The sequence below is a fragment of the Mesorhizobium sp. M7A.F.Ca.MR.148.00.0.0 genome (genome assembly GCF_003997735.1).
Classification (GTDB): Bacteria; Pseudomonadota; Alphaproteobacteria; order Rhizobiales; family Rhizobiaceae; genus Mesorhizobium.
On record NZ_RZTB01000001.1, the window covers coordinates 89,341 to 102,985 of the forward strand.

The window sequence follows — 13,645 nt, forward strand, 5'->3', positions numbered from 1 at the left end:
TCTGACTTTGAGGGACGTCGCCGGACATGGCTGAAGCATTGCGTGTTGGAATTGCCGGCCTCGGCACCGTTGGCGCGTCGGTGGCGCGCGTGCTGCGCGACAAAGCGGTGGAACTGACCCGCCAGTGCGGCCGTGACGTGATCGTCACCGCCGTCTCGGCGCGCGACCAGAAGCGCGATCGCGGCGTCGATCTGAGCTCGGCAAAGTGGTTCGACGATCCGGTCAAGATGGCGCAGACCGCAGAAATCGACGTGTTCGTCGAACTGATCGGCGGCGACGAGGGCCCGGCGCGCTCGTCGGTGAAAGCGGCACTCGAAGCCGGCCGTCACGTCGTCACCGCCAACAAGGCGCTGCTGGCCAAGCATGGCGTGGCGCTGGCCGAGATCGCCGAGAAAAAGGGTGTTCTGCTCAACTATGAGGCGGCGGTGGCGGGCGGCATTCCCGTCATCAAGACCATGCGCGAGGCGATGGCCGGAAATTCGGTTACGCGCGTGTTCGGCATCCTCAACGGCACCTGCAACTACATCCTGACGCGCATGGAGGCCGAGGGCATCTCGTTTGATGCTTGCCTGAAGGACGCGCAGCGGCTGGGCTATGCCGAAGCCGATCCGACGTTCGACATCGAGGGCCACGACACCGCGCACAAGCTGTCGATCCTGACCAGCCTTGCCTTTGGCACCAGGATCGCCGCCAACGACATCTATATGGAAGGTATCTCCAACATCACCCAGGCCGACATCCGCGCGGCCGCCGATCTTGGCTACCGGATCAAGCTGCTGGGTGTCGCCCAGCGCACCGAGAGCGGCATCGAGCAGCGCGTGCATCCGACGATGGTGCCGACGGCATCGGTCATCGCGCAGGTGCATGGCGTCACCAATGCGGTGGCGATCGAGACCGACATTCTGGGCGAACTGCTGCTGTCAGGCCCCGGTGCTGGCGGCAACGCCACCGCCTCGGCCGTCATCGGCGACATCGCCGACATCGCCAAGAGCCAGCCAGGCTTCCAGCATGGTCCGGTCTTTGGACGGCCGGCGAAGGAGCTGAAACCCTACAAGAAGGCGCAGATGCGCAGCCATGCCGGCGGCTATTTCATCCGGTTGACCGTGCATGACCGCATCGGCGTCTTCGCGGCAATCGCCAAGCGCATGGCCGATAATGACATTTCATTGGAATCGATCGTCCAGCACGCGGTCAATGGCGAGGCGGCGGCACAGAAGACGGTGATCCTCGTCACCCACGAGACGACCGAGGCTGCTGTGCGCAAGGCCGTCGATGGCATCACCAAGGATGGCCATCTGACCGACAAGCCGCAGGTCATCCGCATCGAGCGGGCAGGGTAGCTTTCGCCCGATAGGCCCTGCGGGACAGGAATCCCGCAGGCATTGAGGTCTGGTCTGGTGGGGACAGCCGCCACGCGGGAACGAATTGGTGTCGTCGCCGTTCTCTTGGTCAGCAACCAGAGGAACCGCTTCATGGCCGATACCAACAAGTCCGACACCCCTAATATCGACGACATCCAGAAGACGCTGGAAAAGCAGATTGCCGATTTGCGCAAGGAGATCACCAAGATCAACAAGAGCATTTCGGCGCGGGGCGCGGAGATGCTCGACGACGCCGGCGAACAGGCGTCCGAGTTGTACGACACGGCCGCGAGCCGCGCTTCGCGTACGGCGCAACAGCTGCGCAGCCAGGCTCAGGCTGTTTCGGAGGTCGCGCGTGAAAATCCAGGTACGACGACAGCTTTGGTCGGCGTGATCGGCCTGCTCGGCTTTCTGGCCGGCTTCGCCATTGGTCAATCGACGAACGATACCTCCCGCCGCTGGTATTGACCGCAGCGCGATAGGGCCGGGCTTCCGGCCCACTCTCTTGTTTTCAGCAAATCACTTTTAAGGAGGGCACCATGGCTTCATCAGCATTGATCGGCATCCTGATCACATTCCTCGTCATCATCCTCGTTCTCTATCTGGTTCAACGCCTGCCGCTCGATGGCCGGATGAGACAGTTAGTTCAGGTCATCGTCATCATCATCGGCATCATTTCACTGCTCAAATACCTCGCGGTTTTCTAGGCCGCGAACGCCGCCATTTTTACCGTTTTGAGACTGGCCCGGCGCACGGCGATCGGGCCAGTCTCGTTTCAGGATGCGGTTTAATCGATTGATATTGTTGGGTATTCGATAAAATCCTCGGTAGGTCTTGCCGTTGTCATGCTGGTTTGACAAAACAGGCCCGCCTCCGGCGGGAGGCCGCATTGCCAACGAGGAAATCACCAGATGAATGTGGCCCAGAACATCGTCGCCGGCCTTGACCGGATACTCACCATGGAACTGGTGCGCGTCACCGAACGAGCCGCCGTCGCGGCCGCCAGGCTGCGCGGGCGCGGCGACGAAAAGGCGGCCGACCAGGTCGCAGTCGACGCCATGCGCCAGGAACTCAACCGGCTTGCCATCAAGGGCACTGTGGTGATCGGCGAAGGCGAGCGCGACGAGGCGCCGATGCTCTACATCGGCGAGGAAGTCGGCTCCGGCAAAGGTCCGGCCGTCGATATCGCGCTCGATCCGCTCGAAGGCACGACGATTTGCGCCAAGAACCTGCCCAATGCACTCGCGGTCATCGCGATCGCCGAAAAGGGCAGCCTGCTGTTTGCGCCCGACGTCTACATGGACAAGATCGCCATCGGTCCGGGCTATGCGGACGGCGTCATCGACATCGACGCCTCGGCGGCCGAGAACATCGCCAGCCTCGCCAGGGCGAAGGGCGTGGCCATATCGGATATCACCACCTGCATTCTCGACCGGCCACGTCATGCCAGGCTGATCGATGCCGTGCGCGCCACGGGTGCCGCGATCCGGCTGATCGGCGATGGCGATGTCGCCGGCGTCATCCACACCACGGATCCGGAAGAAACCGGCATCGACATCTATCTCGGCACTGGCGGCGCACCAGAGGGCGTGCTGGCCGCTGCCGCGCTGCGCTGCACCGGCGGCCAGATGCAAGGCAGGCTGATCCTCGACACGCCGGAAAAGGTTGCTCGCGCGGCAAAGATGGGTATTTCCAATCCGAAACGGGTCTATCGGACGGAGGACATGGCGCGCGGCGATGTGCTTTTCGCGGCCACCGGTGTCACCGACGGCAACATGCTGGCTGGCGTCAAGTTCGGCCACAATTACATCACCACCCACACGATCGTGCTGCGCTCGTCGTCGCGGACGGTGCGCGAGATCAAGGCCCGCCATCAGGATTTGGATAAGTTCTGACGCTCGCTTGCGAAGCTACCTTGCAATTGCTAGCCATTCGGGCGCATCCGATGCTGGCTGCAAGGATTTGACGATGAAACCGTTCGACTGGCATGCGGATCCGATTTCGCGTGCCACCGCCATCACAAAGTCCTATCGCAACACCCAGAATGTGCGTCGCTTTCTCATCCGGGAATGCGGCGATGCATTCAGGTTCGACCGGCCTTTCATGGCTTGGCTCAAGGACGGTGTGGAAAAGACGATGGGCGATGCGGCCGACGAATGGCTTCGGCGCCAGGCTGAAAAGCGGAAAGCGCAGTTTTCTTGACTTATTTCGGGACCGCGCGCACCCGTGAATCGCTTGGCTTTGCCTGCCTTTGGCCTATAGAGCGTCGCGTGAACGCGACGCGCTTAAAATTGTTGCCAATGCAGGTCGTCGCCCCAAAACCGCTGCCCACCTGTGGGCGACATGCATTATCGTGCGGCCAACGATGAGTTGGCAAAGCGTATGACCGGCGAAAAACGCCTCTTCCTCGATGTCAGGCAGTCAGTATCAGGGGTTTCCTGGGAACATCGGCTGACAGAACGCCAGGACATGATTGCGCTCGCCATCGCGCAAGGCCATGGCGTGCCCGACATCGTCGCGCGGGTGCTTGCCGGCCGTGGTGTTACCGCCGAACAGACCGAGCGGTTTCTCGACCCGACGATCCGCGATCTTCTGCCGGATCCGGCATCGCTGACGGACATGGACAGGGCGGCGGCCCGCATCGCCGCCGCGGTGATGGCCAAGGAAAAGGTGGCGATCTTCGGCGACTATGATGTCGACGGCGCCGCCTCGTCGGCCTTGCTGAAGCGGTTCCTCACGCATTTCTCGGTGCCGTCGGAAATCTACATTCCGGATCGTATTTTCGAGGGCTATGGGCCCAACCCGGATGCCATGCGCGAACTTGTTTCGCGTGGCGCGACACTGATCGTCACTGTCGATTGCGGCACCAACAGCGCCGTTTCCATCGATGCGGCAAATGAGGCCGGGGCCGATGTCGTGGTGCTCGACCACCACCAGGTCGGCGGTGCCTTGCCGGCGGCAATTGCCGTCGTCAATCCCAATCGCGACGACGACCTTTCCGGGCAGGGCCATCTCTGTGCCGCCGGCGTGGTCTTCCTCGCCCTTGTGCAGACGGCCAGGATCCTGCGCGGCCGCATGGCCGATGCTACGTCGCCGGACCTGCTTTCGCTGCTTGATATCGTGGCATTGGCCACAGTCTGTGACGTGGTGCCGCTGACCGGCGTCAACCGCGCCTTCGTGGTCAAGGGGCTGCAGATGGCGCGCCAGCAGAAGAATGAAGGGTTGGCGGCACTGGCACGCGTGTCGCGCATCGGCGAGCCGATCAGCACTTTCCATCTGGCCTATCTGATCGGCCCGCGCATCAATGCCGGCGGACGCATCGGCGATGCCGCACTTGGTAGCCGGCTGCTTGCGACCGACGACCCGGTCGAGGCGCGCACCATTGCCGAGACGCTCGACCGGCTCAACCAGGAACGGCAGTTGATGGAGCAGGAGATGCTCGCGGCGGCGCGCGTCGAGGCCGATGCAGAGCTCGCCGGCGGCAATGGCCCGGCTATCGTCGTCACCGCCTCCAACAGCTGGCATCCGGGTATTGTCGGCCTGCTCGCTTCGCGATTGAAGGATCATGCCCGGCGGCCCGCCTTCGCCATCGCGTTCAATGCTGTGGGCATCGGCACCGGTTCGGGCCGCTCGGTCTCGGGTTTCGACCTCGGCCGGCTGGTGCGCGAGGCGGCCGTTGCCGGTCTGATCGTCAAGGGCGGCGGCCATGGCATGGCGGCGGGCATCACCGTGGAGCGGGCAAGGCTTGGCGAACTCAGGGCGTTTTTCGAAGAACGGGCGGCAGCCGACGTGTTTCGCCTGCAGGGCGAGGAAAGCCTGGCCATAGACGGCGCACTTGCCGCTGAAGGCGCGACGCTCAGCCTGCTCGACGCGCTGGAACAGGCCGGACCCTTCGGTGCTGGGCATGTGGCCCCTGTTTTCGCGTTGCCGCGCCACCGATTGGCCGATGCGCGGCCGGTCGGCACCAACCACATCCGCGTCGAACTGCAATCGGAAAGCGGCGGCCGCATCCAGGCGATCGCCTTTCGCGCTGTCGAAACCGCACTTGGCGAATTCCTGTTCAAGAACCGGGGCAAGACGATCCACGTCGCCGGTTCGTTGTCAGGCAACTACTGGAACGGCAACCGCACCGTGCAGTTTCGCATCAGCGATGCGGCTCGTGCGTAGGCTTTGATCAGGCGAGAACGGTCTGCAGCCGGGTCAGTTCGCCGATCTGCGCCATCGTCGCCTGATAGCCGAGGTTGATCGCCTCGTCGGCGCGGTGGAATTCGGTCAGGCCGATATGGCTGAGCTTCGGCTGCAGCGACATGTCAGGCGGGTCGCCGGCAAGCCTGGCGCGCGAAATGCGGTCCTGAATGATGTTGAAGGCCTCGACCATGACGCCGGTGATGCCGAGCCGCGTCTGATGCGACTGGCGCTCGGCGTCGATCTGACCAGGCCGCGGCGCGTCCTTTTCAACGACCAGCTCGCCGGCGCTGTGCTTGATGACGGCGGCGCGGCCGAACAGATCATAGTGAAGGTTGACCGCCACGACGAGCGGCTGCTCATAGGCGCGGCAGACCGAAACCGGTACCGGGTTGACCAGCGCGCCGTCGACCAGCACGCGGCCGTTGCAATTCACCGGCTCGAACACGCCGGGCAGCGCGTAGGAGGCGCGCATGGCGGTGATCAATGAGCCGCTCGACAGCCAGATTTCGTGGCCGGTGCGGATTTCGGAGGTGACCGCGACGAACGGCTTGGCAAGGTCCTCGAAACGAATGCCGGCCATGTGCTCGCGCAGCCTTGCATCGAGCTTCATACCGCCGAACAGACCGCTGCCGCGCAAATTGAGATCGAGCAGGCCGAAGATGCGTCGCTTGGTCAGGCTGCGGGCGAATTCTTCGAGCTCGTCCAGTTTGCCGGCGAGATAGCAGCCGCCGACCAACGCGCCGATCGAGGTGCCGGCGATCATCGACACTTCGATGCCGGCTTCGTCGAGCGCGCGCAGCACGCCGATATGCGCCCAGCCGCGGGCGCAACCGCCACCCAAGGCGAGCGAAATGGCTGTTTTCTTCTGGGAGTTGGTTTCGGACGCGCCGCCTGACGAGGATAGGCCGTTGGCCTCCCTGACATCTGGTCTGTTACGCAATGACGCCCACTCGAGCATCATGATCTCCCTTGTCCTACGGCCACTATACGAGCGGGCCGTATCGAAATGATGAATCTGTGTGGTTGGTGTCAGGCAGAAGGTTCAAGCTGGTGGTTTCCGATACGTGTTTACCGCATCGAACAGCGGCTTGCTGCCGTCGTCGGCAAGCGTCCCCTTGCCATCGATCAGCCCCACCGTCCGATAAAAGCATGAACGCCGGCCAGTGTGACAGGTTGCGTCGTGGCCTAACACTTTGACGCGCAACCATATGGCATCCTGGTCACAATCCGTGAGCATCTCGACGACATGCTGAAAATTGCCTGATGTTTCGCCCTTTTTCCAAAGCACGTTGCGCGAGCGCGACCAGTAGTGGGCGATGCCTGTCTCCAGTGTCAGCGCCAGCGCTTGCGCGTTCATGTGCGCCACCATCAACAGCATGCCGTCCGCGGCATCGGTGACGACGACCGTGACGAGGCCAGCGGCATCGAAGCGTGGTGAAAACACCGCGCCTTCCTCCATGGCCTTCTTGTCTGACGAAGCTTTCGGGAATTCCAATGCCGACATCGCCGGTCCTTATCTAGCGAAGTCGCAGGGCCATTCAGATCCCGCCGCCACGCACCATGGTCACGAAACGAACCTGCTCTTCGGGCGTATCCTTGAAGACGCCGGTGAAGGTCGAGGTCAGCGTGGTTGAACCCTGCTTGCGGATGCCGCGCATGGCCATGCACATGTGCTCGGCCTCGATCATGACGGCGACGCCGCGCGGATTGAGCACGTCCTGGATGACGCCGGCGATCTGCGCCGTCAGCGCCTCCTGCGTCTGCAGGCGGTGGGCGAAGATATCGACGACGCGGGCGATCTTGGACAGGCCGACGACCTTGCCGTCCGGAAGATAGCCGACATGTGCCTTGCCGATGATCGGCACCATATGGTGCTCGCAATGCGAATGGAATGTTATGTCCTTGACGATGACCAGGTCGTCGTAGCCGGCGACCTCCTCGAAGGTGCGGCCGAGCTCGTCGGCCGGGCACATGTCGTAACCACCGAACATTTCGCGAAAGGCCTTTGCCACCCGCTTCGGCGTGTCGACCAAGCCTTCGCGGTCCGGATTGTCGCCGGTCCAGCGCAAAAGCGTGCGCACGGCGGCTTCGACTTCGGCTTCACTTGGCCGGTCGGTGACCGGCTTTTCCATATAGGCTGACTGTGGCATGAGCTTCTTGATGACGGCATCCATAAAGGCGTCTCCCGTAGTCCCTCTCGGCGGAGGAACGAGTTGAACGGACCACGACCTTTCGGCGTCGGAAACTCGCCCAGTTTCCAGCCCCGTAAGTGGCGTGAACTTCCCGGCAAGGACATTGGCTTTCGTCGTTCTTGTCGATACCGGACTGCCAGCATTATATAAGGTCATAGCGAGCGAAAGGAAGACACGACAGCGGCAATCGCTGTTCGCTTGGCGGCGACGGATTGGAAAATAATGATAAACGAGGTCTACAACGCGAAAATTCTCGGTTTTGCCGGGAACATTGGCCGCATCGGCCGTCTCGATCATCCTGACGCGACCGCCAAGGCTCACTCCAAGCTATGCGGTTCCACGGTCACCGTCGACCTCAAGATGCAGGACGGCGTGGTCACGGACTTTGCCCATGACGTGAAAGCCTGTGCGCTCGGCCAGGCGTCGTCATCGATCATGGCGCAGCATGTCGTCGGCGCGAGCGCCGAGGAATTGCGCGCGGTGCGCGACACCATGCTGAAGATGCTCAAGGAAAATGGCGCCCCGCCGGACGGTCGCTTTGCGGATCTCAGATATCTGGAGCCGGTGCGCGATTACAAGGCGCGGCACGCTTCGACCATGCTGACTTTCGATGCCGTGGTCGACGCCATCGGCCAGATCGAGAAGAAGCGCGCCGAAGAAGCGGCCTGACCTTGGGGTTTGGCTACCAAAGCCTGGTGTTTGCCGGGAGCCTTGCTGGCTCACTCGCGTTGAGCGGGACCCCGAGCCGGGCAGACGTAGCGGTCGAGCGCGATATCGGCGACTATCTCATGAAGGCAATCCAGCATTGTTGGAACATGCCTGCAAACACCCACAGCATTGCACGCGTCCAGATCAGTCTGAACAAGGACGGGTCACTCGCAGGCCCGCCAAAAATCCTCGGTCCTGTGACGACGCCGCCGGACAAGGTTGCCGAGTCCGCCGTCCGGGCCATCGCACGCTGCGCGCCATTTCCCAGGCTGACATCATATGCTGCCCACTACGATATGTGGCGCGATGTCATCCTCACATTCAACCCGGGAGAAGACTCACCGGGCGAGCTTCCGGCCGCGGATACGCTCGACAAACTCTTCGAAAAATACCGCAAGAAGGCCAAGTAGCGGGCCCGGCCGGAAGGTTCAAGCCTGCGCTTCCAGCACCCGCCTGCTTTCGGCAAATTCGCTTCTGAGCCAGTCGGCGAACGCGGCGGCCGGTTCCGAGAGGTCGCGCAAGTTTCTGGCCACCAGCCAATAGGCGCCGGATGCGACGTCGATGTCGAACGGCTTGACCAGCGCGCCGGATGCGATTTCCCCGCCGATCTGCAAGAGATCGCCCAAGGCCACGCCATGTCCGAGCAAGGCGGCCTGTTTTGAAAGCGACGCATCCGCCAGCATCGGCCCGCGCGCCGGTATGGCGTCGGCGGGCACGCCGGCCGCCTGGAACCAGCGCGCCCAGCCTTGACGGTTTTCCTCGTGCAGAAGCGTGTAGCGGGCAAGATCGATCGGCTTATCGAGGGCGGGGCCAGAGGCAAGCAGCGCCGGCGACAGGACCGGCGAATCGACCGTCGAGGCAAGCCGCTCAGCCTGGCTGCGCGGCCACGAGGTGGCATGCGCGCTGAAGCGCAAGGCAAGCTCCGGCTGATCGCTGCGGAACTCGATCAGCCTTGGATCGACTTCGAGGGAGACGTCGATATCGGGCCGCAATTGGCGAAACCGGTTGATGCGAGGCACCAGCCACACGGATGCAAGCGACGGCTCGACACTGACGCGGACCACGGACTGCGCCGGTGTCGCCACCAGTTCTCCAAGCAAGGTGTCGATGGCGTCGAAACTTCTGACAAGCTGCTCCAGCAGACGCCGCCCGGTGTCGGTCAGTTCGACACGGCGATGGTGACGTTCGAACAAGGGTTGGCGCAGGAAGGTTTCGAGTTCCCGGATCTGCCGGCTGATCGCCGCCTGTGAGACGAAAAGCTCCTCGGCGGCCCGGCTAAAGCTCAGATGCCGGCCCGCCGCCTCGAAGCTCCTCAATGCCGTCAGCGGCAGGCGCCCACGCTTCATTTCGCATAACCCAGGATTATCCGAAGTGGAAATTATACTCGTTTGAAGGCGAAGGCCAGCGGCGGTCTAATCGCATCAAAGGAGACCGACCATGATCCAGTTGCTGAGCATCTTTGGCGATGTCATGCGGATCGCAACGTTTCAATGGCGTGACAGAAGACAGCATGAAAAGCGTTACGAAGAGCCGACCAGTCGTGGCCGGTGGGTGGCTTCGGCTGACTGGCAGCCGTTTCGCCGTTCCGCCCGTGACGACTGACTGCGCGCAAGGAGTGGGGATTGCGTTCTCCAGTGGAAGCTCACATCTATCGCTTGGGAAACGCGATACGGAGACTGTGGTGCGCGACCAGCATGGACATGCGCATGTCGCCCGGCCGCCGAAACGCGGCCGCAACTGGCCCGGTCCATGGCGCAAGACGCCGGGCCGTCTCCTCGGCACGTCGCTCGTGCGCCTCTATCAGCTGACGCTGTCGGGCTTTGTCGGCAATTCCTGCCGGCATCTGCCGACCTGTTCAGAATATGCCCATGAGGCGATCGCCCGCCATGGCCTGTGGGCCGGCGGTTGGATGGGATTCTTCCGCGTGCTGCGCTGCGGGCCATTCGGCACGCATGGCATCGACCGCGTGCCGGAGGTGCTGGAGGATCGTTATGTCTGGTTCACGCCATGGCGGTACTGGCGGATCGGCAGCAAGCGCGGCGAAGCGCAGGGGTGATCGCGTCGGTCAGGTACCGGCGGCTCTGCCCGTTTACGATCCGGTAGGGTTAACAACAGCCTGCACAAAGACTGCGCATTTGAGACAAAATCGAGACAAGAGACCCCGCTAAGCCGCTCGCGAACCCCCTTCTTGAGCGAGCAGACAAATGCGCAATTTCGACCGTCTTCCCTTCATCTTTGCCGGGATACTGTTCCTGCTCGCCTGGCTGCTGGGATTTCCGTTGCGCGCGCAATCGGCGCCGCTGGGGGACGTGCAGTGCACGGTGATCGCCGATGCGGCGAGCGGCAAGACGCTTTACCAGGACGGGGTGTGCGACCAGCGGTTCAGCCCGGCTTCGACGTTCAAGGTGCCGTTGTCGCTGATCGGCTATGACAGCGGGATCCTTAGCGACGAGCACACGCCGAGCTGGGATTACAAGCCTGAATTCAACTCGGTGAAGCGGGATCAGAAGACCGTCGATCCGGTGGTCTGGGAGCGAGATTCGATCCTGTGGTTTTCCCGGGAAATCACCCGCCGGCTTGGGTCTGAGAGTTTTGCCGGTTATGCCTCGAAATTCGACTACGGCAATGCCGATGTTTCCGGTAATCCCGGCAAGAATGATGGTTTGACCAAGTCCTGGGTGAATTCCTCGCTCAAGATCACGCCGGTCGAGCAGGTCGAATTCCTGCGCAAGCTGCTGGCCCGCAAGCTGCCTGTCTCGGCCAAGGCCTACGACATGACATCAGCCATCATCCCGATCTTCCAGGCCGGGGATTGGACGGTGCAAGGCAAGACCGGCAGCACCAGGCTGCGCAACGACGCCGACAAGGTCCAGGACAAGCGCTCGCTTGGCTGGTTCGTCGGATGGGCGAACAAGGATGGCCGCCAGATCGTCTTTGCGCGGCTTGTCGTCGATGCCAACCGTACCGACATGCCAAAGGGCCTCAAGACCCGGGCTGCGTTCCTGAAGGATTTGCCGCTCCTCATCAAATGAACGCTGACATTTGAGCCGGGCTTTACGGCGGCGGAATCTGTCCATAAAAGACAGCCGCTGCCGGACGCATCCGGCGTTTCCCTATGCATGCCGTAACCCCAAAACCGCCACACACTTTTGGGCGACATGCATTTCAACCACCCGCGCTCGTTTGCGGGACTGGATAGGAGATATATATGCTGAATTCCGTTTCTCTGACATTTCCCGATGGCTCCGTCCGCGAATACGACGCGGCGATGACCGGTGCTGGCCTCGCCGAATCGATCTCGAAATCGCTGGCAAAGAAGGCGGTCGCCTATGCGATCGACGGCACGGTTCGCGATCTCAGCGATCCGCTCGGCAAGTCCGGCAAGGTCGAGATCGTCACCCGCGACGACCCGCGCGCGCTGGAGCTGATCCGCCACGACGCGGCCCATGTGCTGGCGGAAGCCGTGCAGGAGATATGGCCGGGAACGCAGGTGACCATCGGGCCGGTGATCGAGAACGGCTTCTATTACGACTTCGCCCGCAACGAGCCGTTCACGCCCGACGATTTTCCGGTGATCGAGAAGAAGATGCGCGAGATCATCGCGCGCAACAAGCCGTTCACCAGGGAAGTCTGGTCGCGCGACAAGGCAAAAAAAGTGTTTGCCGACAAGGGCGAACGCTACAAGCTGGAGTTGATCGACGCCATTCCCGAGGATCAGGATCTCAAGATCTACGCGCAGGGCGACTGGTTCGACCTCTGCCGTGGCCCGCACATGGCCTCGACCGGGCAGATCGGCAATGCCTTCAAACTGATGAAGGTGGCCGGCGCCTATTGGCGCGGTGATTCGAACAACCCGATGCTGACCCGCATCTACGGCACGGCCTGGGCTGATCAGGCGCAGCTCGAAGCCTACCAGATGATGCTGGAGGAGGCCGAGAAGCGCGACCATAGGAAGATCGGCCGCGAGATGGACCTGTTCCATTTCCAGGAAGAGGGACCGGGCGTCGTCTTCTGGCATGCTAAGGGCTGGAAGATGTTCCAGAACCTGGTCAACTACATGCGCCGCCGCCTCGACGAGCAAGGCTATCAGGAGGTCAACGCGCCGCAGGTTCTCGACAAGAGCCTGTGGGAGACGTCAGGCCACTGGGGCTGGTATCGCGACGCCATGTTCAAGGTGACGGTCGCCGGCGACGACACCGATGACGACCGGGTCTTCGCGTTGAAGCCGATGAACTGTCCGGGCCATGTGCAGATTTTCAAGCATGGGTTGAAGTCATATCGCGATCTACCCGTGAAGCTTGCGGAATTCGGCAATGTGCACCGCTACGAGCCGTCGGGCGCACTGCACGGGCTGATGCGTGTGCGCGGCTTCACGCAAGATGATGCGCACATCTTCTGCACCGAGGAGCAGCTGGCCGCGGAGTGCCTGCGCATCAACGATTTGATCCTGTCGACCTATGCTGATTTCGGTTTTGACGAAATCAGCGTGAAGCTGTCGACGCGGCCCGACAAACGCGTCGGCACCGACGAAGCCTGGGATCATGCCGAGGCGATCATGGGGAGCGTGCTGGAGACGATCAGGACACGGTCCGGCAATCGCATCAAGACCTCCATCAATCCGGGCGAGGGCGCCTTCTACGGACCGAAATTCGAATATGTGCTCAAGGATGCCATCGGCCGCGAATGGCAGTGCGGCACGACGCAGGTCGACTTCAACCTGCCGGAACGGTTCGGCGCCTTCTATATCGGCTCCGATTCCGAGAAGAAGCAGCCTGTGATGGTGCACCGCGCCATCTGCGGCTCGATGGAGCGCTTCCTCGGCATCCTGATCGAGAACTATTCCGGCCACTTCCCGCTGTGGTTCGCGCCGCTGCAGGTGGTGGTGGCGACGATCACGTCTGACGCCGACGGCTATGCGACCGAGGTGGTGGCAAAGCTGAAGGCCGCAGGGCTGTTGGCGGAAGCGGATCTGCGTAACGAGAAGATCAACTACAAGGTCCGCGAGCACTCGCTGGCCAAGGTTCCGGTCATCCTCGTCTGCGGCAAGCGCGAGGCCGAAGAGAAGACCGTCAACATGCGCCGGTTGGGCTCACGCGACCAGGAATCGCTTGGCCTTGACCAGGCGGTCGCGCAATTGGCCGAAGAAGCTGTTACACCCGACCGCCGGCGCAAACGCGCGGCTTGATTGGCATAGTT

16 protein-coding genes are annotated in these 13,645 nt (G+C 62.2%); 12 read left to right on the forward strand and 4 right to left on the reverse strand.

Annotated features, from left to right (window positions below):
* The first annotated feature begins 26 nt into the window (after nucleotides 1-26).
* From EOB49_RS00515 to recJ, 6 genes are all read left to right on the forward strand, one after another.
* A complete protein-coding gene (locus EOB49_RS00515; RefSeq protein ID WP_127379826.1) occupies nucleotides 27-1,340 on the forward strand; it encodes a homoserine dehydrogenase in 1,314 nt (437 codons plus the stop codon).
* Nucleotides 1,341-1,472: 132 nt separating this feature from the next.
* Nucleotides 1,473-1,829 carry a hypothetical protein gene (locus EOB49_RS00520; protein WP_127379827.1) on the forward strand — a complete coding sequence of 119 codons (357 nt, stop codon included), beginning with the start codon at nucleotides 1,473-1,475 and terminating at the stop codon, nucleotides 1,827-1,829.
* A 71-nt stretch (nucleotides 1,830-1,900) separates the two neighbouring features.
* Nucleotides 1,901-2,068 (forward strand): Thivi_2564 family membrane protein, encoded by a 168-nt coding sequence (locus EOB49_RS00525; RefSeq protein ID WP_127379828.1) that lies wholly within the window; start codon nucleotides 1,901-1,903, stop codon nucleotides 2,066-2,068.
* Between the two features lie 204 nt (nucleotides 2,069-2,272).
* Nucleotides 2,273-3,256: a class II fructose-bisphosphatase gene (glpX, locus tag EOB49_RS00530; protein ID WP_127271399.1), complete on the forward strand. Its 984-nt coding sequence runs from the start codon at nucleotides 2,273-2,275 to the stop codon at nucleotides 3,254-3,256.
* 73 nt (nucleotides 3,257-3,329) lie between these two features.
* On the forward strand, nucleotides 3,330-3,563 hold the full coding sequence (locus tag EOB49_RS00535) for a DUF6434 domain-containing protein (protein WP_127321553.1): 234 nt from the start codon (nucleotides 3,330-3,332) through the stop codon (nucleotides 3,561-3,563).
* Between the two features lie 180 nt (nucleotides 3,564-3,743).
* The gene (gene recJ, locus EOB49_RS00540) at nucleotides 3,744-5,528 is read left to right on the forward strand and encodes a single-stranded-DNA-specific exonuclease RecJ (RefSeq protein ID WP_127379829.1); all 1,785 of its coding nucleotides are present in this window, start codon (nucleotides 3,744-3,746) and stop codon (nucleotides 5,526-5,528) included.
* A 7-nt stretch (nucleotides 5,529-5,535) separates the two neighbouring features.
* Here the strand turns inward: recJ and EOB49_RS00545 are convergent, their stop codons facing one another.
* The 3 genes from EOB49_RS00545 to folE all read right to left on the reverse strand — a co-directional run bounded on the left by EOB49_RS00545 (nucleotide 5,536) and on the right by folE (nucleotide 7,723).
* Nucleotides 5,536-6,507 (reverse strand): patatin family protein, encoded by a 972-nt coding sequence (locus EOB49_RS00545; protein ID WP_127267650.1) that lies wholly within the window; start codon nucleotides 6,505-6,507, stop codon nucleotides 5,536-5,538.
* A gap of 84 nt (nucleotides 6,508-6,591) precedes the next feature.
* Nucleotides 6,592-7,053: a phosphoribosyl-AMP cyclohydrolase gene (gene hisI / locus EOB49_RS00550; RefSeq protein WP_127321550.1), complete on the reverse strand. Its 462-nt coding sequence runs from the start codon at nucleotides 7,051-7,053 to the stop codon at nucleotides 6,592-6,594.
* Nucleotides 7,054-7,087: 34 nt separating this feature from the next.
* On the reverse strand, nucleotides 7,088-7,723 hold the full coding sequence (gene folE, locus EOB49_RS00555; RefSeq protein WP_127379830.1) for a GTP cyclohydrolase I FolE: 636 nt from the start codon (nucleotides 7,721-7,723) through the stop codon (nucleotides 7,088-7,090).
* 240 nt (nucleotides 7,724-7,963) lie between these two features.
* On the opposite strand from folE, the gene EOB49_RS00560 reads away from it, so the two are divergent.
* Together EOB49_RS00560 and EOB49_RS00565 are read left to right on the forward strand one after the other, a co-directional pair.
* The gene (locus EOB49_RS00560) at nucleotides 7,964-8,410 is read left to right on the forward strand and encodes an iron-sulfur cluster assembly scaffold protein (protein WP_127379831.1); all 447 of its coding nucleotides are present in this window, start codon (nucleotides 7,964-7,966) and stop codon (nucleotides 8,408-8,410) included.
* A gap of 2 nt (nucleotides 8,411-8,412) precedes the next feature.
* On the forward strand, nucleotides 8,413-8,859 hold the full coding sequence (locus tag EOB49_RS00565; protein WP_127379832.1) for a cell envelope integrity protein TolA: 447 nt from the start codon (nucleotides 8,413-8,415) through the stop codon (nucleotides 8,857-8,859).
* An 18-nt stretch (nucleotides 8,860-8,877) separates the two neighbouring features.
* On the opposite strand, the gene EOB49_RS00570 is transcribed toward EOB49_RS00565, so the two are convergent.
* Complete coding sequence (locus EOB49_RS00570; protein WP_127379833.1) at nucleotides 8,878-9,795, reverse strand: LysR substrate-binding domain-containing protein; 918 nt, start codon at nucleotides 9,793-9,795, stop codon at nucleotides 8,878-8,880.
* Between the two features lie 91 nt (nucleotides 9,796-9,886).
* Here EOB49_RS00570 and EOB49_RS00575 point away from each other — a divergent pair, with 91 nt between their 5' ends.
* From EOB49_RS00575 to thrS, 4 genes are all read left to right on the forward strand, one after another.
* Nucleotides 9,887-10,051 (forward strand): hypothetical protein, encoded by a 165-nt coding sequence (locus EOB49_RS00575; RefSeq protein WP_127322935.1) that lies wholly within the window; start codon nucleotides 9,887-9,889, stop codon nucleotides 10,049-10,051.
* A gap of 79 nt (nucleotides 10,052-10,130) precedes the next feature.
* A complete protein-coding gene (yidD, locus tag EOB49_RS00580; RefSeq protein WP_127379834.1) occupies nucleotides 10,131-10,505 on the forward strand; it encodes a membrane protein insertion efficiency factor YidD in 375 nt (124 codons plus the stop codon).
* 148 nt (nucleotides 10,506-10,653) lie between these two features.
* Entirely contained in the window at nucleotides 10,654-11,481 is an 828-nt protein-coding gene (gene blaOXA / locus EOB49_RS00585) for a class D beta-lactamase (RefSeq protein ID WP_127379835.1), read from the forward strand.
* Between the two features lie 176 nt (nucleotides 11,482-11,657).
* Entirely contained in the window at nucleotides 11,658-13,634 is a 1,977-nt protein-coding gene (thrS, locus tag EOB49_RS00590) for a threonine--tRNA ligase (protein WP_127379836.1), read from the forward strand.
* The last annotated feature ends 11 nt before the right edge of the window (nucleotides 13,635-13,645 follow it).